General features: G+C 67.6%; 28 protein-coding genes. 14 read left to right on the top strand and 14 right to left on the bottom strand.

Annotated features, from left to right (window positions below; genetic code table 11):
- Positions 1-243 precede the first annotated feature (243 nt).
- The 8 genes from ASG07_RS07765 to ASG07_RS07735 all read right to left on the bottom strand — a co-directional run bounded on the left by ASG07_RS07765 (position 244) and on the right by ASG07_RS07735 (position 6,085).
- The gene (locus ASG07_RS07765; protein WP_055844121.1) at positions 244-1,113 is read right to left on the bottom strand and encodes a class I SAM-dependent methyltransferase; all 870 of its coding nucleotides are present in this window, start codon (positions 1,111-1,113) and stop codon (positions 244-246) included.
- Complete coding sequence (gene thrC / locus ASG07_RS07760; protein WP_055844118.1) at positions 1,110-2,507, bottom strand: threonine synthase; 1,398 nt, start codon at positions 2,505-2,507, stop codon at positions 1,110-1,112. Before thrC ends, ASG07_RS07765 begins: the two co-directional genes overlap by 4 nt.
- Before the next feature lie 11 nt (positions 2,508-2,518).
- Positions 2,519-3,103, bottom strand: coding sequence for an SURF1 family protein (locus ASG07_RS07755; RefSeq protein WP_055844116.1), 585 nt, complete (start codon positions 3,101-3,103; stop codon positions 2,519-2,521).
- Positions 3,100-3,441, bottom strand: a complete 342-nt coding sequence (locus ASG07_RS07750; RefSeq protein WP_236694595.1) for a DUF983 domain-containing protein — start codon at positions 3,439-3,441, stop codon at positions 3,100-3,102. The genes ASG07_RS07755 and ASG07_RS07750 overlap by 4 nt, the downstream gene beginning before the upstream one ends.
- 109 nt (positions 3,442-3,550) lie before the next feature.
- Positions 3,551-4,462: a cytochrome c oxidase subunit 3 gene (locus tag ASG07_RS07745; RefSeq protein WP_055844114.1), complete on the bottom strand. Its 912-nt coding sequence runs from the start codon at positions 4,460-4,462 to the stop codon at positions 3,551-3,553.
- A gap of 32 nt (positions 4,463-4,494) precedes the next feature.
- Positions 4,495-5,046, bottom strand: a complete 552-nt coding sequence (locus ASG07_RS07740; protein WP_201780979.1) for a cytochrome c oxidase assembly protein — start codon at positions 5,044-5,046, stop codon at positions 4,495-4,497.
- Complete coding sequence (locus tag ASG07_RS17475; protein WP_168377321.1) at positions 5,043-5,186, bottom strand: hypothetical protein; 144 nt, start codon at positions 5,184-5,186, stop codon at positions 5,043-5,045. The genes ASG07_RS07740 and ASG07_RS17475 overlap by 4 nt, the downstream gene beginning before the upstream one ends.
- Entirely contained in the window at positions 5,183-6,085 is a 903-nt protein-coding gene (locus ASG07_RS07735; protein WP_055844110.1) for a heme o synthase, read from the bottom strand. Before ASG07_RS07735 ends, ASG07_RS17475 begins: the two co-directional genes overlap by 4 nt.
- Before the next feature lie 83 nt (positions 6,086-6,168).
- Here ASG07_RS07735 and ASG07_RS07730 point away from each other — a divergent pair, with 83 nt between their 5' ends.
- Positions 6,169-6,846 carry a DUF2490 domain-containing protein gene (locus tag ASG07_RS07730; protein WP_055844108.1) on the top strand — a complete coding sequence of 226 codons (678 nt, stop codon included), beginning with the start codon at positions 6,169-6,171 and terminating at the stop codon, positions 6,844-6,846.
- 27 nt (positions 6,847-6,873) lie between these two features.
- Here ASG07_RS07730 and ASG07_RS07725 read toward each other — a convergent pair whose 3' ends face one another.
- From ASG07_RS07725 to coxB, 4 genes are all read right to left on the bottom strand, one after another.
- Positions 6,874-8,262 carry a DUF1501 domain-containing protein gene (locus ASG07_RS07725; protein WP_055844106.1) on the bottom strand — a complete coding sequence of 463 codons (1,389 nt, stop codon included), beginning with the start codon at positions 8,260-8,262 and terminating at the stop codon, positions 6,874-6,876.
- On the bottom strand, positions 8,259-10,289 hold the full coding sequence (locus ASG07_RS07720; RefSeq protein WP_236694594.1) for a DUF1800 domain-containing protein: 2,031 nt from the start codon (positions 10,287-10,289) through the stop codon (positions 8,259-8,261). The genes ASG07_RS07725 and ASG07_RS07720 overlap by 4 nt, the downstream gene beginning before the upstream one ends.
- A gap of 193 nt (positions 10,290-10,482) precedes the next feature.
- Positions 10,483-12,177 carry a cytochrome c oxidase subunit I gene (gene ctaD / locus ASG07_RS07715; protein WP_055844103.1) on the bottom strand — a complete coding sequence of 565 codons (1,695 nt, stop codon included), beginning with the start codon at positions 12,175-12,177 and terminating at the stop codon, positions 10,483-10,485.
- Position 12,178: 1 nt separating this feature from the next.
- A complete protein-coding gene (gene coxB / locus ASG07_RS07710; protein ID WP_236694593.1) occupies positions 12,179-13,372 on the bottom strand; it encodes a cytochrome c oxidase subunit II in 1,194 nt (397 codons plus the stop codon).
- A 259-nt stretch (positions 13,373-13,631) separates the two neighbouring features.
- Here coxB and pyrE point away from each other — a divergent pair, with 259 nt between their 5' ends.
- From pyrE to ASG07_RS07680, 6 genes are read left to right on the top strand one after another with little or no spacing between them, the layout of a single operon-like run.
- Complete coding sequence (pyrE, locus tag ASG07_RS07705) at positions 13,632-14,216, top strand: orotate phosphoribosyltransferase (protein WP_055844101.1); 585 nt, start codon at positions 13,632-13,634, stop codon at positions 14,214-14,216.
- Positions 14,213-15,292 (top strand): serine hydrolase domain-containing protein, encoded by a 1,080-nt coding sequence (locus tag ASG07_RS07700; protein ID WP_082474638.1) that lies wholly within the window; start codon positions 14,213-14,215, stop codon positions 15,290-15,292. The genes pyrE and ASG07_RS07700 overlap by 4 nt, the downstream gene beginning before the upstream one ends.
- Entirely contained in the window at positions 15,289-16,020 is a 732-nt protein-coding gene (locus tag ASG07_RS07695) for a pyridoxine 5'-phosphate synthase (protein ID WP_055844097.1), read from the top strand. The genes ASG07_RS07700 and ASG07_RS07695 overlap by 4 nt, the downstream gene beginning before the upstream one ends.
- Before the next feature lie 30 nt (positions 16,021-16,050).
- Positions 16,051-16,467, top strand: coding sequence for a holo-ACP synthase (gene acpS / locus ASG07_RS07690; protein WP_055844095.1), 417 nt, complete (start codon positions 16,051-16,053; stop codon positions 16,465-16,467).
- On the top strand, positions 16,464-17,417 hold the full coding sequence (gene lepB / locus ASG07_RS07685) for a signal peptidase I (protein ID WP_082474636.1): 954 nt from the start codon (positions 16,464-16,466) through the stop codon (positions 17,415-17,417). The genes acpS and lepB overlap by 4 nt, the downstream gene beginning before the upstream one ends.
- Positions 17,417-18,517, top strand: a complete 1,101-nt coding sequence (locus tag ASG07_RS07680) for an AI-2E family transporter (RefSeq protein ID WP_055844092.1) — start codon at positions 17,417-17,419, stop codon at positions 18,515-18,517. Before lepB ends, ASG07_RS07680 begins: the two co-directional genes overlap by 1 nt.
- Before the next feature lie 19 nt (positions 18,518-18,536).
- Here the strand turns inward: ASG07_RS07680 and ubiG are convergent, their stop codons facing one another.
- The gene (ubiG, locus tag ASG07_RS07675) at positions 18,537-19,265 is read right to left on the bottom strand and encodes a bifunctional 2-polyprenyl-6-hydroxyphenol methylase/3-demethylubiquinol 3-O-methyltransferase UbiG (protein WP_082474634.1); all 729 of its coding nucleotides are present in this window, start codon (positions 19,263-19,265) and stop codon (positions 18,537-18,539) included.
- Positions 19,266-19,318: 53 nt separating this feature from the next.
- Between ubiG and ASG07_RS07670 the strand changes: the two genes are divergently transcribed.
- The 3 genes from ASG07_RS07670 to ASG07_RS07660 all read left to right on the top strand — a co-directional run bounded on the left by ASG07_RS07670 (position 19,319) and on the right by ASG07_RS07660 (position 22,364).
- Complete coding sequence (locus ASG07_RS07670; protein WP_055844090.1) at positions 19,319-20,578, top strand: aspartate kinase; 1,260 nt, start codon at positions 19,319-19,321, stop codon at positions 20,576-20,578.
- Positions 20,579-20,782: 204 nt separating this feature from the next.
- A complete protein-coding gene (locus ASG07_RS07665) occupies positions 20,783-21,124 on the top strand; it encodes a hypothetical protein (RefSeq protein WP_055844088.1) in 342 nt (113 codons plus the stop codon).
- 253 nt (positions 21,125-21,377) lie between these two features.
- On the top strand, positions 21,378-22,364 hold the full coding sequence (locus ASG07_RS07660) for an NAD(P)H-dependent flavin oxidoreductase (protein WP_055844943.1): 987 nt from the start codon (positions 21,378-21,380) through the stop codon (positions 22,362-22,364).
- Positions 22,365-22,523: 159 nt separating this feature from the next.
- On the opposite strand, the gene ASG07_RS07655 is transcribed toward ASG07_RS07660, so the two are convergent.
- Positions 22,524-22,925, bottom strand: a complete 402-nt coding sequence (locus tag ASG07_RS07655; protein ID WP_055844086.1) for a VOC family protein — start codon at positions 22,923-22,925, stop codon at positions 22,524-22,526.
- Positions 22,926-23,020: 95 nt separating this feature from the next.
- Here ASG07_RS07655 and ASG07_RS07650 point away from each other — a divergent pair, with 95 nt between their 5' ends.
- Genes ASG07_RS07650 through ASG07_RS07635 form a run of 4 tightly spaced genes read left to right on the top strand, consistent with a single transcriptional unit; the run spans position 23,021 to position 25,619 of the window.
- On the top strand, positions 23,021-23,473 hold the full coding sequence (locus ASG07_RS07650) for a YbgC/FadM family acyl-CoA thioesterase (protein ID WP_055844083.1): 453 nt from the start codon (positions 23,021-23,023) through the stop codon (positions 23,471-23,473).
- Positions 23,470-24,162 carry a protein TolQ gene (gene tolQ, locus ASG07_RS07645; protein ID WP_055844082.1) on the top strand — a complete coding sequence of 231 codons (693 nt, stop codon included), beginning with the start codon at positions 23,470-23,472 and terminating at the stop codon, positions 24,160-24,162. Before ASG07_RS07650 ends, tolQ begins: the two co-directional genes overlap by 4 nt.
- Before the next feature lie 15 nt (positions 24,163-24,177).
- Positions 24,178-24,627 carry an ExbD/TolR family protein gene (locus ASG07_RS07640; RefSeq protein ID WP_055844081.1) on the top strand — a complete coding sequence of 150 codons (450 nt, stop codon included), beginning with the start codon at positions 24,178-24,180 and terminating at the stop codon, positions 24,625-24,627.
- Positions 24,627-25,619 carry a hypothetical protein gene (locus ASG07_RS07635; RefSeq protein WP_055844080.1) on the top strand — a complete coding sequence of 331 codons (993 nt, stop codon included), beginning with the start codon at positions 24,627-24,629 and terminating at the stop codon, positions 25,617-25,619. Before ASG07_RS07640 ends, ASG07_RS07635 begins: the two co-directional genes overlap by 1 nt.
- Position 25,620: the final 1 nt, after the last annotated feature.

The raw sequence follows: 25,620 nt of genomic DNA, 5'->3' as shown, positions 1-25,620 counted from the left end.
ACGCCGCCAACGATGCGGATAGGCGGCTCTGGAGCTTCTTCATGAAGGCCGGTCCGGCTAGCGACTACGTCGCTGTGGCTATGATGCTGACTCGTTCAGGAATGCGCCGGAAGCAGGGGCATCCCGCGTTGAACCCCAAGTCGCAGATCGCGCAACAGGTCGTTCAGATACGACCAGCGCCGCCACCGGCACCGTGGCGGCATCCAGCCATGGTCCCGCCCTTACCCCGCTGACGATCCCGAACTACCGGCTCCAGCGCGCCCAGATCGCGGTCGGCAGAATCAGGCCGCGCGCTTCCTCCCGGACGCCGAGTTCGCCCGCCTCCACCGTCCCTGGCAGGTCCCTGAATACTTGTGCCAGCATTTCGCCGATCGCGAGAGCCGACATCCGCACCGCGTAGACGGTGAGGAACAGAAACCGCGAATTCTCGTCCAGCAGGCGCCGGCAGTCGGCGATCAGGCGCGGCAGGTCCTCCTCCAGCCGCCAGATCTCGCCCTCCGGCCCACGGCCGTATTTCGGGGGGTCGAGCAGGATGCCGTCATAACGCCGCCCGCGGCGCACCTCGCGTGCGACGAACTTGGCGGCGTCGTCGATCAGCCAGCGGACCGGTGCATCGTTCAGCCCGGACAGCGTGGCATTGCCGCGCGCCGCCTCGACCGACTTCTTCGACGCATCCACATGCACCATCTTCGCGCCGTTCGCGGCCATCGCCAGCGTGCCGACCCCGGTATAGCCGAACAGGTTCATGCACTCCGGCGCGTTTAGTCCGACGGTCCGCTCCCGCATCCAGTTCCACACCGGGGCCATGTCCGGGAAGAAACCGAGATGCCGGAACGGCGTCGTCTGCGCGGTGAAGGACACATTGTCCCAGCGCAGCTTCCAGCCATCGCGCGGGACGGGTTCGGCGAAGGTCCAGCGGCCGCCGCCATCCTCGTCGGAACCGGGCACGAATTCGGCCGCCGCGCGCCAGTCGTTTCCGGCGGGGGCCCACATCGCCTGCGGTTCCGGCCGGACGAAGCGGAAGCGGCCATAGCGTTCCAGCTTCTTGCCATGACCCGAATCGATCAGGCCGTAATCGGCCCAGGGCTCTCCGATCAGCGTGTCGAGCTTCATGCGGGCGTCGGCGTGGCATGCTCCGCGACATAGCCACCGATCGCGGCGAGGGTCGCGGGCAGGGTGACGCAGCGCTCCTCGCGCTCGAACAGGTCGCCGACGCGGCCGGGCAGCGCGGGCCGAACGCCGGTAGCCCGCTCGACCGCGTCGCCGAACTTGGCGGGGTGCGCGGTGGCCAGCGTTACGACGGGTGCGTCGACGTCCAGACGCTGTGCGGCGGCGATCGCGATCGCCGTGTGCGGATCGATGACATGGCCCGTGCGGTCATGCATACGCCGCATTGCGAGCGCCATGTCGTCGCCGTCGACGCGCGCGCTGGTGAACAGCTTGGATGCGCCCTCCCGCTGGGCGTTGGTCAGGCGCAGGCTGCCGCTGGTATCGAAGCCGCGCATCTGCGCGGTCAGGGCCGCGCCCTCGCGGTCGCCCAGATCGAACAACAGCCGCTCGAAATTCGACGACACCTGGATGTCCATCGAGGGCGTGGCGGTCTGCTTTACTGTCCCCTTGGAGTAATCGCCCGCCGACAGCGCGCGGTGGAGGATGTCGTTGACATTGGTCGCGACGACCAGCTTCGCGACCGGCAAGCCCATGCGCGCAGCGACATAGCCCGCGAACACGTCGCCGAAATTGCCGGTCGGGACGGAGAAGGCGACCGCCCGCTCCGGCGCGCCAAGCCGGACGGCGGCGTAAAAATAATAGACGACCTGCGCCATCAGCCGCGCCCAGTTGATCGAATTCACCGCCGAAAGGGTGAAGCGACCCGACAGCGCCGGATCGGCGAACATCGCCTTCACCAGCGCCTGCGCCTGATCGAAATCACCCTCAATCGCGATATTGTGGACGTTGGGCGACAGGACGGTCGTCATCTGACGACGCTGCACGTCGGACACGCGGCCGACCGGGTGGAGCATGAAGATATCGATGCCGGCGCGCCCGGCCACCGCGTTGATCGCCGCCGATCCGGTGTCCCCACTGGTCGCGCCGATGATCGTCAGCCGTTGGTCGGTGCCGGTCAGGAACCGCTCGAACAACAGGCCGAGCAGCTGGAGCGCGACGTCCTTGAACGCCAGCGTGGGGCCGTGGAACAGTTCCAGCAGCCACTGGTCATGGCCGAGCTGCACCAGCGGCGTCACCGCGGCGTGGCTGAACCGTCCGTAAGCCGTTTCGCAGAGCGCGAGCAGGTCTTCCGGCGTCAGCGAGTCGCCGATGAACGGCGTCATGATGCGGGCGGCGGTCTGTGCATAGGACAGGCCGGCGAGGTCCGCGATCTCCGCCGCCGTCAGGGTCGGCCATGCTTCGGGGACATACAGTCCGCCGTCGCTGGCAAGGCCCGCGAGCGTCGCGCCGCGGAAATCGAGGACGGGCGCGGAACCGCGCGTGCTGACGTAACGCATGGCGGCCCCGACTAACGGGTCCGTCGCCGCATCGCCAGTACATAGATGATCGCGGCGACCGCGGCGAAGAAGAACCACTGCACACCGTAAGCCAGATGGTTGTTCGGGACCGAGTCGAGATCGGGCGCTGCGTTGGGTTGCAGACCCTCCGGCGGGGTGCCCGCGACCAGCATCATCGCCTGCGGCCGGTGATCGAACAAAGACCCGATCAGCGAGCGGCCATCGGGCGCGTGGCTGATATAGCCCGCGACCTGCCCCCCGCCCCAGACGGGCTTCGCCTTGGGATCGCGCATCGTGCCGAGCTGCACGATCAGCCCCGATCCACAGGTGGCGAGGGCGCGGAAGCCCGATGCGCCGGCCCCCGCCAGCTTCACCGTGACCGGCGGCATGCAGGTAGCGGACGTGCGGCGGAACAGCAGCGAGTCGTCGGGCACGGCCGGGAAGGGGACCGGCGGTTTCGTCGGGTTGCCCGCGAGTTGCTGGAGGAAGGCGAGCTTCTGTGGCCGGCGGTCGAGCAATTGCCACAGGCCCAGCGCGATCATCGCCGCGATGGCGAGGACGACGACGGTGGTGGCGACAACGGGAAACCGCCTCATTCCCTGACCCGTCCTTCCTGCGCGGCGTTCCGGTACTCGGCCGCCAGCAGCATCGCCTTGGCGATGCGGAGCGATCCGATCGTCGTCGCGATCATGAACGGAATCCAGACCAGGACGTGGACCCACCACGGCGGATTCACGGCGAGTTGCAGCCAGATCGCCAACCCAACGACCAGCGCGCCGAGGATGAGCGTCAGGAAGGCAGCCGGACCGTCGCCGACGTTGAACGACCCGATATCGAGCCCACAGCGCGGGCAGCGTTCGACGAAACGGAGGAGGCCGGCATAGAGGCCGGAGGAGCCACAGCGGGGGCAGAGACCCTTCAGGCCAGCCTGCACCAGCGTCGGTGCGGGATGAGCCGGAGCAGGATCACCCGACCCGGGTAACCCAGATTCGGGTAGACCGGGCGCAGGATCGCTCATCGCGCTGCCTGCGCCCGTAACCGGATCACCCGCCGTGGACCGGTGCGCCCCAGCCACCCCAGACATAGACGGTGACGAACAGGAACAGCCACACCACGTCGACGAAGTGCCAGTACCAGGCAGCTGCCTCGAAGCCGAAATGCTGCTTCGGCGTGAAGTCGCCCTTGTACGCGCGGATCAGGCAGACGAGCAGGAAGATCGTGCCGACCAGCACGTGGAACCCGTGGAACCCGGTCGCCATGAAGAAGGCCGCGCCGTAGTTGATGCCCTTGAACGGGAACGGCGCGTGCATGTACTCGTACGCCTGGATCGACGTGAACAGCGCGCCCAGCAGCACCGTCAGCCACAGGCCCTTCAGCACGCCGTCACGGTCGCCGACGCCCAGCGCACCCCAGAGGCCGCGCTTCTCGCCGCCGCGCTGGTTGTGGATCAGCGCGTGATGCGCCCAGGTCACGGTCGTGCCCGATGCCAGCAGGATCAGCGTATTGAGCAGCGGCAGCTCGAACGCGTTGATGACTTCCAAGCCCTTGGGCGGCCACGTCGCGGCGACCGCGGCGGCGCCCTCTGCGGCGCGTTCGACCTGTCCGTCGACGATGCTCATCGCGGTCGGAAAGAGCGAGAAGTCGAAGAACGCCCAGAACCAGCCGACGAAGAACATTACCTCGGAGGCGATGAACAGGATCATGCCATAGCGGAAATGCAGCTGCACGACGGGCGTATGATCGCCGGCATGCGCCTCGCGGATCACCTGCGCCCACCAGCTATACATGCCGAACAGCACCGCCGCGAAGCCGATCAGGAAGATCCAGCCGCCGCCGGCATAGTCATGCATGTACATGATGCCGCCCGCCGCCATCACCAGCGCCGCCATCGACGTGTAGAAGGGCATGATGCTGGGTGGCAGGATGTGGTAGTCGTGGTTCTTGGCGCCGGCCATCGTCGCTTCCCTGTTGGCTTTTCCGGTCCGCTCTAGCTGGTGGGAGCCTGCGAATCCACCGGGTAAAACGTGTACGACAGCGTGATCGTTTCGATGTCCGCCGCGTCGGGGTCCTTGAGCATCTTCGGATCGACGTAGAAGATGACCGGCATGCGCGCCGTCTCACCCGGTTTCAGCGTCTGCTGCGTGAAGCAGAAGCACTGGATCTTGGTGAAATACTTGCCCGCCTGTGCCGGCGTGACGTTGAACGTCGCGGTGCCGGTAATCGGCTTGTTCGAGGTGTTCGTCGCGGTGAAGAACGCCATGTCGCGCGCGCCGACCGCGACCGTGTCGGACGTGTTCTCCGGACGGAACTTCCACGGCAGCTTCGGGCTGACATTGGCATCGAAGTCGACGCGTACCATCCGCTCGGTCGCGCCGGGGGCTTGTTGCCCGCGTTGCGTCGTGCCGTTCAGCCCGGTGACCTGGCAGAACATGCGGTAGAGCGGGATGCTGGCCCAGGCGAGGCCGGTCATGAAACAGATGCCCAGTACCGCTAGCACCGCGGTGCGCGTGGTACGGCCTTTTGCGGCAAGGTCGCTCAATGCGATGCTCCCATGCCCATCTGGATCTTGGCGATCGAGATCGCGAAGGTCAGCAGTACCAGCGCGCCGAGCAGCAACGCCATGACGAGCGCGCGGCTCTTCTGCCGCTTGCGGATCAGGTCTTGTTCTTCCGGAGTCATGCCAGCACCCACCGATCGGCGACGAGCGCGCCGAAGATCACAAAGAGATAGAGGATCGAATAGCTGAACAGCCGCTTTTCCGGCTTCATCGCATCGCCCTCGACCTGACGACGGGTCGCGACCAGCACCGCCAGCAGCGCGAAGATGCCGGTCAGCACGATCGATGCCACGCCGTAGATGGGGCCGGTCAGCCCCAGTGGCCACGGGGCGATCGCCGCAACCGCCATCGGGATGGTGTAGAGGCCGATCTGCACCCGCGTCGCGCGCTCGCCCGCCACGACGGGCAGCATCGGCACGCCGGCGTTGGCGTAATCGGTCTTCACGAACAGCGCGAGCGCCCAGAAATGCGGCGGCGTCCACAGGAAGACCAGCATGAACAGCAGCACGGGCAGCAGCGCGACCTGACCCGTCGCCGCGGCCCAGCCGATCAGCGGCGGAAACGCACCGGCCGCACCGCCGATGACGATGTTCTGCGGCGTCCGCCGCTTCAGCCACACGGTATAGATCAGGACGTAGAACAGGATCGACACGGTCAGGATCGCGGCGGCGGCGATATTCACCGCCAGTCCCATCAGGATCACCGAAAAGGCCGACAGTCCGACGCCGAAATGCAGCGCCGCCTGACGATCCATGCGGCCGGCGGGCAGGGGCCGCTTCTGCGTGCGGCGCATGACCGCGTCGATGTCCGCCTCGTACCACTGGTTCAGCGCGCCCGCTGCGCCAGCACCGAGCGCGATGCACAGGATCGCGGTGAAGCCGATCACCGGATGGATGCCGACCGGTGCGGCCAGCATGCCGCACAGGCCGGTGAACACGACGAGCGTCATCACCCGGGGTTTCGTCAATGCCAGGAAATCGCGCCAGTCGGCGGGCGGCAGCAGGGGGGTGGCGGTGGTCATGGGAACGGCCAGCCTATACGCTTCACCACGCCGGGAAGAAAGCGCCGCTGACAGGCGGCTACAAAAGTGACATTGGCGTCATCATGCGAGCCATTCTTCTCCTCGCGACGCTGCTGATCGTCGCGACCCCGGCGCCGGGGCAGACCACCAACGACCAGCAGCTGTGGGCCAACGCCACCGTCATGGGCCGGATATCCGGGCCATTGGTCTATTTCGCGGAGGTGCAGCCGCGCAGCGGGGACGGGGTGTCGCGCCTCGACCAGCTCCTGCTGCGGCCCGCGATCGGGTGGCGGATCAGTCCGCAGGTCACGGTCTATCAGGGCTATGCCCATGTCGTGTCGCCGATCGAGGGCGGAAAGGACCGCAACGAGGAACGGAGCTTCCAGCAGATCGGATGGACGCTGCCGCCGTCACGCCGCGGCGAGATCCAGTCGCGGACCCGGCTGGAACAACGCTGGCGATCGGACGGGCGGGATACCGGCCATCGCCTGCGCGAGATGATCCGCGGCGAATACGCCTTCGCCGAATCGGGCAAGGGCGTCCGCGCGCTCGGATCGATCGAGGCCTTCGTGGCGCTGAACGACACCGACTGGGGTGCGCGCGGGGGTTTCGACCAGCTCCGGACCTTCGCCGGTGTCGAGGTGCCGTTGAAGGGGCGTTCGACGATCGAGGCGGGCTACCTCAATCAGGCGATCAACCAGACCGGGGGACGCACGCGGATGAACCACGTGCTGTCGCTGGCGGTGTTCCTCCGCCACTGACGATCCTGTTCCCGCCGGAGCGGGGGGTCAGACGAAGCCGAGGTTCCAGGTGGACGGATTGTAGTTGCCGATGTTCGGCAGCACGGTGCGCAGATCGCTCGTTCCCACGCCGAACCAGCTTGCCAGCGTGGCGGCATATTGATCGACGGAGATCGTCGGCACCAGCCGGCCCTGCCCGAGATCGTCCGGCGTGTTGTGGCCGACCTGGGGCGGGGTGCCGTAGAAGCGCTGACCCTTGACCGCGCCGCCGACGACATAATGATGGCTGCCCCAGCCATGATCCGATCCGTCGTCATTCGACTGAAGGGTCCGGCCGAAGTCGGAGGCGGTGAAGCTGGTCACCTGATCGGCCACCCCGAGAGCGGCGGTGGTATCGTAGAACGCCTTCAGCGCATCCGATACGCGGCCCATCTGCGTCGGCAACTGCGTGACCAGATTGTCGTGCATGTCGAACCCGCCCAGGCTGACGAAGAACACCTGCCGCCGCGCGCCCAGAGTCTGCGACACGGAGATCAGGCGCGCAACCATCTTCAACTGGTCGGCGAGGCTGTTGCCGGTCGGGAACAGGTTGAAGCCGGCGGCCGGTGCGCTGGCCAGCGCCGAGGCCACCTGCGAATAGGTGTCGAGCGCGCGCTTCGAGATCTTGGCATGTTCGCTGGCCAGCATGCCGGATGCGTTGCCGCTCATCAGGCTGCGCAACGTCGCCGCCGCGGTCGAGGAGCCGTACATCGTCGTCGCGTTGTTGAGCAGCGCGATCGGTCCGCCGGTACCGACGGTATATTGCAAGGCCGACTGGCCGGTCAGGTAGACCGCGTTGCCGCTGGTATTGATGCAGGTCAGTGTCGCTGCACCATTGCCCGACTGGAACAGATCGCCCATCCGGCCACCCCAGCCGGAGGTCGCGCCTTCGGGACTGGACGCCTGGAAATAGCTTTGCTGGTCGTTGTGGCTGAACAGCTTCGGCGGCAGCTTGACGCTGTTCGCGAAATACTGGGCGCGCGTGGTCGGCTGGACCAGCGTGCCGACGTTGAGCACCGCCGCGGCCTTGCCCGATGCGAACAGCTGGCCAAGCCCGCCCATGTTCCTGCCAAGGGCATACTGGCGGCCACCATCCAGCGACACGCTGGGCGACAGCACGCTGGCCGCCAGCGTATCGCGCGTCAGTGCGATGTTCGACCGTGCCGCAAGGTAGGCGGCATGGCTCGGCTCGTCATAGGGGACGAGCGTGTTGGCATAATCCATGCCGCCGTGCAGGAACACACACACCAGCGCCTTGTAATCGCTGGTGGTCGCCGCTGCAGCCTCGCCGATCGCGGCGAGGCTGGTGACGAAGGGCGCGGCGACGCCCGCCATGCCCAGGGTTGCGCTGCGACGCAGGAAGGCGCGACGCGACGTATCGTGATCGAAGCGGCTCATTTCAGCACCATGAATTCGGGGGAGGCAAGGGTCAGCATCAGGGCGATGCCGACGCGGTTGGTTTCGGCGTTGGTCGCGGTGGCCGGGATGCTGTCGACGGCCTTGCGAATCGCCGTCAGCGTCGTCTCGGTCAGCTGTCCGGCGGCGAGCACGAGGTTGATTTCCGCGACCAGAGTGGCGCTGTCGCTCGCGATCGACCGCAGCGCGGTATAGTCGGCGCGCACGTCGCCCACGCCGTTGGAGACGAGGCCGTACATATAGTTGACGTAGCCGACGACCGACTGTTCGTTGGTGATCTGGAACTCCGGCGCGACCAGTCCGGCGGCGGCGATCGGCGTTCCCGCGGGCGTGTAGCCGGGCCGGAAGAAATTGAAGACGGTCGGGCTGCGTCCCATCGCCTGACCCAGCCGGATCGCAGGGTTGGAGGTATCGCCGATCGCCCATGCGTTGGACGGGGAATTGACGTTGCACGCGCGTGCCCAGGCGGTCATCCGCATCACCGGTTCGCGCAGTTTGCCCGCGGTCGCGCTGGACAGCGCTGCGTCCGACCGGGCTTCCGAATCGAGCAGGATGGCCTTGATGACGGACTTCATGTCGCCGCGGACGCCCGACCCGTTATCTGCGAACACCGATGCGACCCGCCCGATATAGCCGGGGCTGGGGTTCGAGGTGACCAGCCGCTGGATCAACTGGCGGCCGATGAAGGGCGGCACGTTCGGATGCGCGAAGATCGTGTCGATCGCCTGCTTGATCGCCGCCATGCCGTCGCTGCCGGCGATGGTGACACCCAGCACGGTCGATGATCCCGTTTCGTGATAGGCACTGTTCATCACCATCGGCTTGCGATGATATTCCGGGTTCTTCACGTCGCTGAGGGCGGGCACCAGACCGGTGAACACGCGGGCGAGCTGCGTGACGTCGAGCTGACCATAGGTCTCGATCGGCTGCCCGCCGGCAAGCTTGGGCGATCCATCCATGTTGAGCTGATACGGCCCGAGCGCGAACAGCTGCATCAGCTCCCGTGCATAGTTCTCGTCCGGTTGCGCCCCCGTCCGGGGGTTCGCCTTGCGATTGTTCATGAAGGTCAGGTACGACCCCATCGCCGAGTTCGTCGTGATCGCGCCCAGTATGTCGCGGTAGTTGCCGAACGCGTTGTCGAGCAGGACGTCGATATAGGCCGCCGTCGCGAACTGCCGGAAATGCAGGTTGTCGATCGCGACGACGAGCAGATCGAGCAGCGCCATACCGACCCTCTGCCGCAACTGGTCGGGTTCGACGATCAGCTGACGCCAGACGGTGGCGTCGAACCCGGCCTCGTTGAAGACGTTGGCTTCGACGCCGTACCCGTTCGCGATGAGCCAGTCGAAGTGGCTGATGGCGCGGGGCATCGCGAACTGGTCGTCGATCCAGCCCTCGTAGCGGCGCGCGACCACCGCATCGATCTGCGTCCGGGTGGTGCCCATGGTCGCCTGCGCCAGAAAGCGGCTGGCCTGGACCGTCGTGATCGTGGCGGGGACGACGGGAACCGGTTCGTCGGGCGTGGGCGCAGGCGTACCACCGGTGCCGCCGCCGCCATCGGTGCCGCCGCCACCAGTGATTATGCCACCGCCGATGATGCCGCCGCCGGCGACGGCGCCGCCCGCCGCTCCGCCGCCGCTCGCCGCGCCGCCGTCAGTCGACCCACCGCCGGTCGACCCACCGCCAGTCGAACCGCCGGCAGTGCTCCCGCCGCCGCTGGTCGTCCCACCGCCAGTCGAACCGCCGGCAGTGCTCCCGCCGCCGCTGGTCGTCCCACCGCCGCCGGTGCTGCCGCCGGTGGTGCTTCCGCCCGCAGTTCCGCCGCTCGTCGTTCCGCTGCCGGTAGCCCCGTCGGTGCTGCCGCCGCTACCACAGGCAGCGAGCCCGAGCGCCGCCGGCGCGATCGTCGCGAGCCGCGCCGGAGCCGTCATGGCGGATGCGACGCCGCAATCGACGGACGCACCGATAGGGTCCGGCGCGAACGGCGCCGGCGTAGCCGTGTCCAACATTCGGATCGTCCCGTGTGATGCCGGAGGGACTCAGGTCCCGGTCGCGGCTAACAGGTACGAGCTACGCGAAACGGCGTTAAAGCCGCGTAAAACGCCAATAAAGATTCCGGGCCGATCTGTTAACCAACGGCATGGAAAAGGGCCCCGGAGTTTCCTCCGAGGCCCTCTCGTATCTCCGTCCGTGCCGGGTGGATCAGTGATCCTTGCCCGAGTCGATCACAGGCAGCGTCTCGAACTGGTGGAACGGCGGCGGGCTGGACAGCGTCCATTCCAGCGTCGTCGCGCCTTCGCCCCAGGGATTGTCGGGAGCCTTCTTGCCCGCCAGCATCGACCAGATCAGGTTGACGAAGAAGATCGCCATGCCCGCGGCCATGATCATGTAGCCGACCGAAGCGACCGTGTTCCAGTGCGCATAGGCGTCCGGGTAATCGGGATAGCGGCGCGGCATGCCCTGCAGACCCAGGAAGTGCATCGGGAAGAACATCACGTTCACGCCGACGAAGAACACCCAGAAGTGCAGCTGGCCGAGCAGCTCGCTGTACATACGGCCCGACATCTTCGGGAACCAGTAGTAGAAGCCCGCGAACAGCGAGAACACCGCACCCAGCGACAACACGTAGTGGAAGTGGGCGACGACGTAGTAGGTGTCCTGCATGTAATCGTCGATGCCGCCATTGGCGAGCACGACGCCGGTCACGCCGCCGACGGTGAACATGAAGATGAAGCCGATCGCCCAGACCATCGGGGTCGGGAAGCGCATCGAGCCGCCCCACATCGTCGCGATCCACGAGAAGATCTTGATGCCGGTCGGAACTGCGATCACCATCGTCGCGGCGGTGAAGTACATCTTGGTGTTCACCGACAGGCCGGTGGTGAACATGTGGTGCGCCCACACGACGAAGCCGACGACGCCGATCGCGACCATGGCATAGGCCATGCCGAGATAGCCGAAGACCGGCTTGCGGCTGAACGTGGCGATGATCTGGCTAACGATGCCGAAGCCCGGCAGGATCATGATGTACACTTCGGGGTGGCCGAAGAACCAGAACAGATGCTGGTACAGCACCGGATCGCCGCCACCGGCGGGGTCGAAGAAGGTCGTGCCGAAATTACGGTCGGTCAGCAGCATCGTGATCGCGGCGGCGAGGACCGGGAGGGCCAACAGCAGCAGGAACGCGGTGACCAGCATCGACCACACGAACAGCGGCATCTTGTGCAGGGTCATGCCCGGCGCGCGCATGTTGAAGATCGTGGTGATGAAGTTGATCGCGCCGAGAATCGACGACGCACCCGCGAGATGGAGCGACAGGATCGCCATGTCCGTCGACGGTCCGGGCTCGCCATAGGTCGACAGCGGTGCGTACAGCGTCCAGCCATTGCCCGCGCCGCCGAAGAAGGGCGACGCCAATAGCAGCGTGAACGACGGGATCAGCAGCCAGAAGCTGATATTGTTCATCCGCGGGAACGCCATGTCCGGCGCACCGATCATGATCGGCACGAACCAGTTGCCGAACCCGCCGACCATCGCCGGCATGACCATGAAGAACACCATGATGAGGCCGTGCGCGGTGATGAGCACGTTCCACAGGTGGAGCGACTGGTCGAGGCTCTGCGGCCCGCCATGAAGCAGCGATGCCCAGCTTCCGAGATACTGGATGCCGGGATGCGCCAGCTCGGCGCGCATCAGACCCGAGATCGAGCCGCCGATGATCCCCGCGACGATCGCGAAGATCAGGTACAGCGTACCGATATCCTTGTGGTTGGTGGACATGAACCACCGGGCGAAGAAGCCCGGCTTGTGATCGGCATCGTGATGATGCTCGTGCGCGTCGTGAGCGACGAACCCCGAACCGAGGGGGCCGGACGGGTGGAGGGCGGTGTCTGTCATCTTACTGTCCAGCGTTGCCGGTGGCGGGGTTGTTGGTCGCGCCCTGCGGCGCGGTCGGGGCCGCGACGGTGGCGTTTTCGGTGGGGCCGGTCGCCGCGTCCGTGGCGTCGGTCGCGGCCTTCTCGGCAGCGGAACCGGGGGCGCCGGGCTGCGGGATTACCGCCGACGAAGGGGCCTTGCTTCCGGGCATCGTGCCGCCCTTGGCGCGGACCCAGGCGGCGAACTGCGCCGGCGGAACCGCCTCGACCGCGATCGGCATATACGCATGACGCGCGCCGCAAAGCTCCGAACACTGGCCGAAATAGAGACCCGGACGATCGATCGTGAAGCTCGTCTCGTTCAGGCGGCCCGGAATCGCGTCGAGCTTGATCCAGAAGGCGGGCACCGCCCAGCTGTGGATCACGTCGTTCGCGGTCGTGATGAGGCGGATCGGCACGCCGACCGGCAGGACGATGCGGTTGTCGGCGGCGAGCAGTCGGGGGCCGTCGGCGTCGGTGCGGAAACGCTGGCCGGCGGTGACTTCGCTCTTTTCCTTCAGCATGTTGGCGGTGACTTCGAAGCCGCCATTGTCCGGATACTGATACGTCCAGTACCATTGGTTGCCGATCGCCTTCAGCGTCACGGCACCCGCCGGAGCCGGCTTGAACTGCGCCTGGAGCAGGCCGATCGACGGCAGCGCGATCAGGACCAGGATCGCAACCGGCAACAGCGTCCAGATGATCTCGATCGCGGTGTTGTGCGAGGTCTTGGACGGAATCGGGTTCCGACTGGCGCGATAGCGGATCATCACCCAGATCAGCAGCGCGAGCACGAACAGCGAGATGATCGTGATGACCGGGAACAGGATGGCATTGTGCATCCAGTGCGCGAATTCGCCGTTGCGCGTGACCTGCGGCTGAAGGCCGAACAGACCGTTCGTCGGCTGGCCGATCCCTGCCTCCGGCAGCGCGCCGGGAGCACCGTCGACCGCGAGCAGCGGGCTTGCCGGTGCGGCCGGCGGGGTCGCGGCGGCGGTGGTCGGCGCGGTGTTCGACACGCCTGCCGGCGCGGCCGCACCCTGCGGTGCCGGCGCGGGCGCGTTCGCCACCTGCGGCGTCGGGGCCGCGTGCGCGGCGACGGAGCCGAGGCCCGCCCCAAGGCCGGTGAGCGCGAGCCCCGCCGCCATCGCGATCTGCTTGAACCCCATGATGCCCATCGTCTGTCGTTACCCCGTTGGTCGATGACCCGCCACGCGGCGGGTGTCACGTTCTGGACCGTCCCGGATGCCCGGGAAGCGGCGGAATCCGGGCACAAGCGGCCCGTTTGGGCATGGCCTATACGCCGGGGGGTGATCCGCCTCAAGCGGCACAGCGCGTAATTTCCCGGCGGAATTCATGGTGGAGTGCTTTACATTGCCTATCGCCGGGGTGCCGCCTATCTCCGGTGGACCATCCCCAGCCTGGAAAAGAGCCTTCATGACCGACGACGATGTCCTCGCCGAATTCCGCGCGGCCGACGCGCTGCTGGAGGGGCATTTCATCCTGTCGTCGGGGCTGCGCAGCTCGCGTTACCTGCAATGTGCGCGGGTGCTGATGGACCCGCGGCGGGGTGCGCGGCTGGCGGAGGCGCTGGCGGCGCGTATCCCCGAGGGCGTGCGGGCGCAGATCGCCGCGGTCGTGTCGCCGGCGATGGGCGGCGTGATCGCGGGGCACGAGATGGGCCGGGCGCTGGGCGTCGAGGCGATGTTCCTCGAACGGCCGGACGGAACCTTCGGCCTGCGCCGCGGCTTCCGCCTGGAACCCGGTCAGAAAGTGTTGATGATGGAGGATGTCGTGACGACCGGCCTCAGCTCGCGCGAGGCCATCGCCGCGATCGCGGCGGCAGGCGGCGAGGCGATCGCCGCCGCGGCGCTGGTCGATCGATCGAACGGTACCGCCGATCTCGGCATCCCGTTCTATCCGTTGATCCGGCTGGAGGTCCCGACCTATTCGCCCGACGCGTTGCCGCCCGAACTGATGGCGATCCCGCCGATCAAGCCCGGGAGCCGGGCTGCGGCATGAGGGCATTGCTGACCTTGGTCGCGCTGATGCTGGCAAGCCCGGTGACGGCGCAGGGCGAGCAGCAGGCTCAGGCCCTGGCCCGTGCCGATGCGGCGGCGCGCCTGCGGATCGAGGCGGCTCTGGATGCCAGCGGCTTCGCGGGCGTATATTCCGTATATCAGGGTCCGCGCAGGATCGCGGGCGGTGGCGTTGGCCAGCCGGCGAAGGGTCAGCCCGGAGCGTTCACCTACGAGTCGGTCTGGCCATGGGCGTCGGTGACCAAGCAGGTCGTGGCGACGCTGGCGATGCAGGAAGTCGATGCCGGGCGGCTGGCGCTCGACGTTCCGGCGAATCGGTATTTGCCGGTGCTGGGAGCGAATGCGCCGACGCTGCGGCAATTGCTCCAGCATCGCGCGGGTCTGCGCAACCCGGACGACAGCCCCAAGGATGCGAATGGCGACCCGGCCTTCTATACCGGTGGCGAGACTGGTCTGGGCTGGTGCCTGAAAGGCCGTGCGGCGGCGGGGGGCCAGTGGCGGTATAACAATTGCGATTACATCGTCGTCGGTGCGCTGCTGGAGCGGACGGCGAAGCTGACGTTGCCGGACCTGTTCCAGCAGCGGATCGCCGGGCCGCTGGGGCTGGCGGCGCATTTCGTGACGCCACAGTCGGCGACGGTGGACGAGACGTGGCCGGGTGGACCGGACGCCGCCGAGCGGGCGATGCTGATGCGCTACGGCGCGGCGGGCGGGCTGGTCGGGACCGCTGCCGACATGGCCGGGTTCGACCGCGCGTTGCTGTCGGGTCAGTTGCTCAGCGAGCCTGCGCGGGATGCGATGTGGGCGGGCGATCCGAAACTGGGATATATGGCGCTGGGCCAGTGGACGTTCAGTGCGCCGTTGCAGGGTTGCCCTGCGCCGGTCCGGATCGTCGAGCGCCGTGGCGGCATCGGGCGGTTTCAGGTCCGCAACGTCATCATGCCGGACAAGGGGATCGTCATCGCGCTTGTGACCAATCGCGCGGATTATGAGTTCGGGGAGATCTGGCAGGGCCGGGGCCCCAGCTATGCGATCCTCTCTGCGGCGGCCTGCGCATGACCGGCATCCTGCGTCTGGGCGTCAATATCGACCATGTCGCGACGGTGCGGAACGCGCGCGGAGCGGGCTATCCCGATCCGGTGCGCGCGGCGCTGCTGGCGGCGGACGCGGGTGCCGATGGCATCACCGCGCATCTGCGGGAGGATCGGCGGCACATCACCGACGACGATATCGCCCGGCTCGCTGCGGAACTGACGATCCCGCTCAACCTCGAAATGGCGGCCACCGACGAGATGCTCGCCATCGCGCTGCGTCACCGGCCGCATGCGGCCTGCATCGTACCGGAAAAACGCGAAGAGCGGACGACCGAAGGCGGGCTGGACGCGGCGGGGCAGCACAACCACCTCCAGCATCTCGTCAGCGAACTGAATGGCGCGAATATCCGCGTGTCGCTGTTCATCGAACCCGATGCGCGACAGATCGAGGCGGCGATCCGTCTGGGCGCCCCCGTCGTGGAGCTGCACACCGGCCGCTATGCCGAACTGGACGGGGAAGCGCGGACGGAGGAGGTGCGGCGGCTGTCCGATGCGGCGGCGCTGGCGGCGAAGAACGGGATCGAGGTCCATGCCGGACATGGACTGACGTTCGACAATGTCGGACCGATCGCGGCCATTCCGCAGGTGCGGGAATTGAATATCGGCCATTTCCTCGTCGGCGAGGCGCTGTTCGTCGGGCTGGACGAGGCGGTACGGCGGATGCGCGACGCGATGGACGCGGCGCGTGGGTAGGGATCGGCCTGTTCGTGCCGGGATCGTCCGATGATCGTCGGTCTAGGATCCGACCTGTGCAATATCGAGCGGATCGCCCAGTCGATCGAGCGGTTCGGCGAGCGGTTCGAGGCGCGGGTGTTCACCGATGTCGAGCGAGCAAAGGCGGCGCGGCGGCCGTTCACCAAGGCCGGCACGCTGGCCAAGCGCTTCGCGGCCAAGGAGGCGTTTTCCAAGGCCGTCGGGACGGGCTTCAGGCGCGGTGTCTTCATGAGGGATATCGGCGTCGTCAACGCACCATCGGGCGCGCCGGCGCTGGCCCTGTCCGGTGGCGCTCAGGCGGCACTTGACGCGCTGGTCCCGCATGGCATGGCCGCACGGGTGCATCTGACCCTGACCGACGATCACCCCTGGGCGCAGGCCTTCGTCGTGATCGAGGCCATTCCCCGGCGGGACGCGAGCGAATGAAGGAAGCGACGTTGAACGAGGCGACGGTGCTGAACCAGACCGACGAAGGTACGAAGACCCCGCTCGCCCGGAAGCCGGGCACCGACTGGTGGAGCGAGGTCAAGGGCATCTTCTGGCTGATCGTGATCGTGCTGGGATTCCACAGCTTCGTCGCCAAGCCCTTCTATATTCCATCCGAATCGATGCTGCCGGGATTGCGGGTCGGCGACCGGCTGGTCGTGACGAAGTTCGCCTATGGCTGGTCGTTCGTGTCGCCGACGATCCCGAATCCGGTCGCGATCTTCAAGGGTCTGGTCCTGCGCGAGCCGGTCGATAGCTGGAGCGCGCAATTGCCGTTCACGAAGGGCCGTCTGCTGGGATCGCTGCCGACGCGGGGCGACGTGGTGATCGTGACGCCGCCGGGAACGCGCAACGACTATATCAAGCGGGTCATCGGCCTGCCGGGCGACACGCTGGAGGTGCGCGGCGGCGTGGTAATCCTGAACGGTACTCCGGTCAGGCGCGGGGCGGTGCACGACACGCTGATCCCCGTCGACACCAACAGCCCGTGCCGCGAATCGGATTACCCCGGCGCGCGCGAGACGCTGCCTGACGGCAGCGGGGTCTGCCGCTTGCCGACCGTGACCGAAACGCTGCCGAACGGCCGCCATTACGACACGATCGAACTGGGGTTCAGCCCCGGCGACAATTTCGGACCGATCAAGATCCCGCAGGGCCGCGTATTCCTGATGGGCGACAATCGCGATCGTTCGGCGGACAGCCGGTTCCCGCTCGCCGATCTGGGATTGGGCGGACCGGTGCCGTACGAGAATCTGGGTGGCCGCGCGGAGTTCGTGACGTTCAGTCTGGACGGCGATGCGACGCTCAACCCGTTGACCTGGGCGGGATCGCTACGCGGCGGCCGGGCGGGATCGTCGCTCCACCCCGCGACCGGCCCCGCCGCCCGGTAATGGCCGACCACCCGGACCCCAAGCCGACGAAGGTCCGGAATGCCGCGCCGCTGGAGCTGCGCGACGACTTCATCCGTATCGAACTGAAGCGAGCCGGCGTGTGGATTGGCCTGATCTGCGCGATCGCGGTCGCGGTGCTGCTGATCCAGCCGTTGCTCATCATCTTCGCCGGGCTGGTCGTGGCCGCCCTGTTCGACGGCGGTGTCCGGCTGCTGGGGAAGATATTGCCGATCGGGCGGGGATGGCGGCTGCTGATCGTCGTCGTGCTGGTCATCGCGTTCCTGCTCGGCACCTTCTACCTGACGGGCGTGCAGGTGACGGCGCAGGTCACGCAGTTGCGCTCTACGCTGGAGGTGCAGGCGAACCGCTTTTCGGGCTGGCTCGGCGAGCAGGGGCTGATGCCGGGTGCGTCGGACGTCAACGGCATCGCGAAGCAGGCGCTGGGATCGGTCGGGCGGATCACGTCGTGGGTGGGCACCGCGATCGGTGCGCTGACGACGATGTTCATGATCCTCGTCATCGGCCTGTTCGTGGCGATGGACCCCGGCGTCTATCAGCGTGGGCTGGAATGGCTGGTGCCCCGTGCCAATCGGGCCGAGTTCTCGGTCGTGTTGCAGCGCATGGGCCGGACGCTGCGCCGGCTGCTGTTCGGACGCATTCTGGGGATGATCGCAGAGGGCGTGCTGACATGGTTCGCGCTGATGCTGGGCGGGGTGCCGATGGCGATGATCCTCGGCATCCTGACCGGGTTGCTGGCGTTCATTCCCAATATCGGCGCCTTCATCAGCGGCGCGCTGATGATCGCGGTGGGCTTTTCGGCGGGCAGCGATGTCGGGTTCTGGGCGATCGGGACGTATCTGATCGTGCAGACGTTCGACGGGTACGTGCTGCTGCCGATCGTCGCGAAAAAGACGGTGGACCTGCCGCCGGCCCTGACGCTGGGCATGCAGATCATGGCGAGTGCGCTGTTCGGCATCCTCGGTCTGGCGCTGGCCGATCCGTTCACGGCGATGATGAAGTCGGCGCTGGAACGCAGCGCCGAGCGTGAGGAGGAGCGCGACGGGGACGGCGATGATGCCGCCGGAGACACCGCCGCCTGACCGCCGGCGCCGTCCCGCTTCAGGCGCGGGTCGCGGTGAGGATATAGTCCAGCTGCACCGAATCGCTCAGCACGAACCCGCGCGTCGGGGACAGGGCGACGCCGCGAACGTCGCTGACGATCAGGCCCTCGCTGGCGAGCAGGGTCGTCAGCTCGTCCGGTGTCAGGAATTTATCCCAGTCGTGCGTCCCGCGCGGGATCATGCCGGTCTGTTCGGCGAGGCCCACCAGCGTCAGGCGCGACAACGGCGTGCGGTTCGGCGTCGACAGGATCATCAGCCCGCCGGGCGCCAGCGCGCCCGCAAGCCCACGTACGAACTCGGCGGGGGAGGCGACATGCTCGATAACTTCCAGCGACACGACGAGGTCGAACCGCTCGCCGGCCAGCCGCTCGACACTGCCCGCGCGATAGTCGATCTTTAGTCCGGTCAGCGCCGCATGCGCCTGTGCTGCCGCGATATTCTCCGGCGCGGCGTCCAGCCCCGTCACTGCCGCACCCAGCCGGGCGAGCGGTTCGGACAGCAGCCCCGCCCCACATCCGACGTCGAGCGCGGTCCTGCCCGCCAGCGGCGAGAAGCTGGTGTCGTCGCCGTCCCAATGGCGATCGATCGCGCCGCGGATATAGCCCAGCCGCACCGGGTTCAGCCGGTGGAGCATCGCCGACGAGCCCTTCGGGTCCCACCAGTCCGCCGCCATTTTGCCGAAATGCGCGGCTTCCGACGCGACGATCGTGCTGCTTGCTTCACTCATGCCCTGTTCCTATCAGGGCCGCCGCTTTCCCACAAAGGAGTTTGCCCCCGCCGATGGCGCGCATCGTGATGAAGTTCGGCGGCACGTCGATGGCGGGAAGCGAGCGCATCCGCAGCGTCGCCGCGCGCGTGAAGCGGGAGGTCGCCGCTGGCAACCAGGTCGCCGTGGTCGTGTCCGCGATGGCGGGCGAGACGGACCGGCTGGTCGGTTTCTGCCGGGAGGCGTCGCCGCTCTACGATCCGCGCGAATACGACGTGGTGGTGTCGGCGGGGGAGCAGATCACCAGCGGCCTGCTGGCGATCGCGTTGCAGGCGATCGGCGTGCCGGCGCGGTCGTGGCTGGGTTGGCAATTGCCGATTCACACCTCGGACGCCCACGCCCGCGCGCGGATCGGCACAATCGATACCGACGCGCTCGACGCCAGCCTCTCCGCCGGCGAGGTCGCGGTGATCCCCGGATTCCAGGGTGTCGCCGACAGCGGGCGGGTGACGACGCTGGGCCGGGGCGGCTCCGACACGTCGGCGGTCGCGGTCGCGGCGGCGATGAAGGCGGAGCGGTGCGACATCTATACCGATGTCGATGGCGTCTACACCACCGACCCGCGCATCGTGCCGCGCGCGCGCAAGCTGGCGCGCGTGACCTATGAGGAGATGCTGGAACTCGCCAGCGTCGGCGCGAAGGTACTCCAGACCCGATCCGTCGGGCTGGCGATGAAGGAAAACGTCCGCGTCCAGGTGCTGTCGTCGTTCACCGGCGACGATGCTCCGATGGCGGACACGCTGCCCGGCACGATGATCGTGGGGGAAGAGGAGATCGACGACGTGGAACGCCAGCTCATCACCGGCATCGCGCACGACAAGAACGAGGCGAAGATCACGCTGGCCAGCGTGCCCGACCGCCCCGGCTCGGTCGCGGCGATCTTCGCACCGCTGGCGGAGGCGGGCATCAACGTCGACATGATCGTCCAGAACGTCGCGCATTCGACCGGATCGACCGACGTGACGTTCACGGTGCCGGCCGCCGATCTGGCCCGCAGCCTCGACGTGCTCGGACAGGCGAAGCCCGCGATCGGGTACGACAAGCTGGTCCACGACACCCGTGTCGCGAAGATCAGTGTCGTCGGCGTCGGCATGAAGAGCCACGCGGGCGTAGCGTCGACGATGTTCACCACGCTGGGCGAGCGCGGGATCAACATCCAGGCGATCACGACGTCGGAGATCAAGGTCAGCGTGCTGATCGAAGAGGATTATACCGAACTCGCGGTGCGCGTGCTCCACACCGCCTACGGCCTCGACGCGGAGGTCGCGGGCTGATCCCGGCCGCGGAAGATTAGGCCAGGGCTAGTCCGACGCGCCGTTTCGCGGGATGTCGCGGGCGGGCGATCTTTGGTGGGCGCGGCGATGTCAAAGAGCGGTCGCGCGGGATTGTACAGGGTCGTTGGCGTGTAGGACAGGCAGTCCAACGGCCATCACACCTTCCCGATTGCGGACGTAGCGTAGTCGTGACAGCATGTTCTGATGGACATCAAGATTGTGCGTCGCCCGCTGGGCGAGGCTCCTGACTGGGTCAGGGATGAGTGGATTGGTGTGTCGCTGCCGCTTGCCTCGCAGCGCGAGCGCGAGTGGCGCGGTCTGGGCGTACTCTCCGCGCCGGACGGCTGGCTTGCTCAAATGTGGGCGGTGGTCTCCGGGAAGAGCGTCAAGGTGCGGGGATATGCGGTGAACGCGAAGACTGCGGTGGAGCGGCTGGCCGATCGCAGCCCCAGCGCCGCAGCATGGTGGCGGGACCATACGCCGCGGATGCTCGATGGCCGACATAATTTCCTTTTCGATGCTGCGGCCTGCCAGAGAGAAACTTAAGAAGATAAAAGGATACCTGGCGCGGACGGATGATAGCCGAACCGTGGCAAATCCATCCGGTTCGCGACGTCTGCTCCAAGCTACCGGAGTAATCCTGCTTAGTTTGGTACGCCCCTGCGCCAGCAACGCTGCGTAAGGGAGGAGTTCGCCAAGTCCAGCGCCCAACCCAACGCCCCTTCATTCCCGCGGCGGGGCGTTCTAGGGAGGCGGGATGAACGATCTGACCGCTGCCTCGCCCCGTCTCGCCCGCCTGATGCAGCGCGGGGCCGATTTTCTGGGCAGCGAGGTCGCCATTCTGGGTGGCGCGATGTCGTGGGTCAGCGAGCGTAACCTCGTCGCCGCGATCTCCAATGCGGGCGGGTTCGGGGTGATCGCGTGCGGGGCGATGACGGTCGATCTGCTCGACCGGGAGATCACCGCGACCAGGGCGCTGACCGACAGGCCGTTCGGCGTGAACCTGATTACGATGCATCCCGACCTGATGGCGCTGATCGAGGTCTGTGGCCGGCATGGGGTCGGCCATGTCGTGCTGGCGGGCGGATTGCCGCCCAAGGGTTCGCTGGAGGCGATCAAGGCGACGGGGGCGAAGGTGATCTGCTTCGCGCCGGCGCTGAGTCTTGCGAAGAAGCTGATCCGGTCGGGCGTCGACGCGCTGGTGATCGAGGGGATGGAGGCGGGCGGCCATATCGGGCCGGTGTCGACCAGCGTGCTGGCGCAGGAGATGCTGCCGGAGATCGCCGCCGAACTGCCGGTGTTCGTCGCGGGCGGGATCGGTCGGGGCGAAGCGATCGCCGGCTATCTGGAGATGGGCGCGGCGGGCGTGCAGCTAGGCACCAAGTTCGTCTGCGCGACCGAATCGATCGCGCATCCGAATTTCAAGAAGGCGTTTCTGCGCGCGTCGGCGCGCGATGCGGTGGCATCGGTGCAGATCGATCCGCGCCTGCCGGTCATCCCGGTACGCGCGCTGAAGAATGCCGGCGGCGAGCTGTTCACCGCGAAGCAGCGGGAGGTCGCGCTGTCGCTGGACGAAGGCGGTGTCGCGATGGCGGAGGCGCAGTTGCAGATCGAGCATTACTGGGCGGGCGCGCTGCGCCGCGCGGTGATCGACGGCGATGTCGAGCATGGCTCGGTCATGGCGGGCCAGTCGGTCGGCATGGTCAAGCGCGAGGAGCCGACCGCCGCGATCATCGCCGAACTGATGGACGAGGCGGCGGCGGCGCTGGAGCGGCGGGCTGGGTGACGAACTCGGCACGAACGTCGGCGGGTGGAGCCCGCGACGCAGTGCCGAACTACTCCCTCCCCTTCAGGGGAGGGTTGGGGTGGGGCCTCTCAACGAGCGGCCCGCTTGCGGAAGCGCCCCACCCCCGGCCCCTCCCCTGAAGGGGAGGGGAGAGCTTGCTCACTTGATCGGCGAACCGATCGACCAGCGGTGGCCGAATGGGTCGGTGACCTGGCCGTAGCGGTCGCCCCAGAACTGGTCGGCGACCGGCATCGTCACGGTCGCGCCGGCCTTCGCCGCGCGGTCGGTCCAGCGGTTGGCGTCGTCGACCTGGAGGTGGAGCGTCACCCCCTGCGGCTCGGGCTCCGCCGCGCCGCGCCATTCGGGGAATTCGTCCGACAGCATGACGAAGCCGCCGTTGATCCTCAGCCCCGCCTGCATCAGCCGCTGGCCATCCTCCGCGACGTTGCGCTCCACGACCTCGCCGCCGAACGCGCGGGCGTAGAAGTCCAGCGCCTCCTGACCGCGGCGGCCGCGGATGGTGAGGAAGGGGGTGACGCCAATGGTGGGTCGGTCGGCCATATGATCGCTCTCCTGTGCTTTCCGCCGGTTCTACCGTCGCTTGTCGAAGGCGAACAGGGTTCCGTCCGACGAACCGTTGGGTTAACGGGTCGCGCATGACCGGCGTGGACCAGCCGACGGAGGGGCGTTTCGCGGGCGTGGAGCATCGCCTGCCCCTGCGCGTGTATTTCGAGGATACCGACCTGTCGGGCGTCGTCTACCACGCCAATTATCTGCGCTATATGGAGCGTGCGCGGTCGGACATGCTGCGGCTGGCCGGGATCGATCAGCGCGCGACGTTCGAGGGCGGCGGCGGGGCCTATGCGATCGCCGACCTGCACATCCGCTACCGCGCGCCCGCACGGCTGGACGATGCGCTGATCGTCGCCAGCCGGGTGACCGCGACGACCACCGCGCGCGTCGTCATTCATCAAACGGTCAGGCGCGAGCAGGAAGTGCTGGCGGACGCGGTGGTGACGGCGGCATTGGTCGCCGGCAACGGCCGCCCGCTACGCCAGCCGGCCGCGTGGACCAATATATTTCGCCGACTGATCGAGGGGCAAGAATGAATCCCGTCTTCAACATGGACGCCGCGACGATGTCGCCCGTCGCGCTGTTCCTCCAGGCGGACTGGGTGGTGAAGTTCGTGATGGGCGGCCTGCTCGCCGCCAGCGTCTGGACCTGGGCGATCATCATCGGCTTTTCGGTGCGGCTGAAGCGGACGCGCAAGGAGATGACGAAGTTCGAGCGCGATTTCTGGAAGGCGGACGACATCGACGCGTTCCACAAGGCGGAGGCGGAGCGCGACCTGCCGTCCGCGCGCGTGTTCGCGGCGGGCGTGCGCGAGTGGCGGCATTCGACCGCGGGCGGCCAGATCGACAAGGGCGGCACGCGCGAGCGGCTGGCGACGGCGATGGGCGCGGCGGCGGCGTCGGAGATCGACCGGCTGTCGGACCGGCTGAACATCCTCGCCACGGTCGGCTCGGTCGCGCCGTTCGTCGGGCTGTTCGGCACCGTCTGGGGCATCATGCGGTCGTTTACCGGCATCGCGTCGGCGCAGAATTCGTCGCTCGCCGTCGTGGCGCCGGGGATCGCGGAGGCGCTGTTCGCGACCGCGATCGGCCTGTTCGCGGCGATCCCGGCGGTGATCGCGTACAATCGCTTCAGCCACGGCGTGAACCGGATCGAGGCGGCGCTGAACCGCTTCGCCGACGGGTTCCACACGACGCTGTCGCGGCAGCTCGATACCAGCCGTTGAGCGGGGGGCGCTGAGATGGCGATGAACCTGCCGTCCGGTCGCAAGGGCCGGCGCGCGCCGATGGCGGAGATCAACGTCACGCCGCTGGTCGACGTGATGCTGGTGCTGCTCATCATCTTCATGGTCACCGCGCCGCTGCTGACGGCGGGCGTGCCGGTGAACCTGCCCGATGCGCGCGCCAAGGCGCTCGATCAGGATCAGGAGCCGGTGCAGATCTCGCTCGACGAGGCGGGCAAGCTGTATGTCGGCGAGACCGAACTGATCGAGGCAGCCTTGCCCGCGCGGCTGGAGGCGATCGCCGCATCGTCGCCGATGGGTCCGGGCGGGGGCAAGGAGCCGCCGCAAGTGTATCTGCGCGCCGACAAGGGGCTGGATTACGGGCGTGTGATGCGGGTGATGGGCGAATTGAACCGCGCGGGGCTGAACCGCGTGTCGCTTGTTACCGTCGAGGGTGGCGCGCGCTGATGGAGCGGAGCGAGAAGATCGGGCTGGGCGTCGCGCTCGGGGGGCATGCCGTGCTCTTCGGGCTGCTCTCGGTCGGGTTCCTCGCGACCCCCAATCCCGAGACGCTGAAGCAGCAGCCGATCACCGTGTCGCTGGTCGAGGAGGTCGGCAAGGAGGCGCTGTCGCCGACCCCGAACGTCGAGCCGGCGCAGTCGGTCGCGCCCGAGGAAGGTCCACCGGAAGACGCCGCGCCGCCGGAACCGTTGGAGGCTCCGCCCGCGCCGAAGCCCGATCCCGCGCCACCCGCGCCTGCGCCGAAGCCGGCTCCGCCCAGGCCCGCGCCGGAGCCGGTCGCGAAGCCGAAACCCGCGCCCGCTCCGAAGCCGGCACCCGCCCCCAGGCCGCAGCCGAAGAAGCCGACGCCCGCGCCGGAAAAGGCTGCGCTAGCGAAGACGACGCCGGCGAAGCCGTCCGCGCCAGCCGCCAAGCCTGCGCCCGCGAAGACCGCGACAAAGGCGGCGGCGAGTGCGGCGAAGCCGACGACCGTGGCGCGCGGGAGCGGCAATTCACCGACCGCGACCGCATCGAAGCCGCGCGGGTCCCGGCTGGGCGACGATTTCCTGAAGGGGCTGTCCGACCGTCCCTCCACCAGCAAGGCCGAGGCGGCGCCGGCCGCCAAGATGGGCGCGCAGGCGGCGGCGGATATCGGCTCCGCGATCCAGCGGCAGGTGCAGCCCTGCGCCAATCGTCAGGTCAACCCCGGTCCCGGCGCGTCGCGCATCCGCGTGACGATCAACCTGAAGCTGAACCGCGACGGCAGCCTTGCGGCGCGGCCCCGCGTGGTCGGCCATAGCGGCGTCGACGACGAGAACAGCCGCTATGTCGACCGCGTCGACGATCTCGCCATCGCCAGCTTCGTCGGCTGCGCGCCTTTGCGCGGGTTGCCTGCGGACCTGTATGACGTCCAGAATGGCTGGAGCAATTTCACGCTCCGCTACAAATTGCCCGGATGAG

This window comes from Sphingomonas sp. Leaf343, from assembly GCF_001423765.1.
In the GTDB taxonomy this organism is placed as follows: Bacteria; Pseudomonadota; Alphaproteobacteria; order Sphingomonadales; family Sphingomonadaceae; genus Sphingomonas.
The sequence above is the reverse complement of the archived record's forward strand: the minus strand, read 5'-3'. Positions and strand labels throughout refer to the sequence as shown.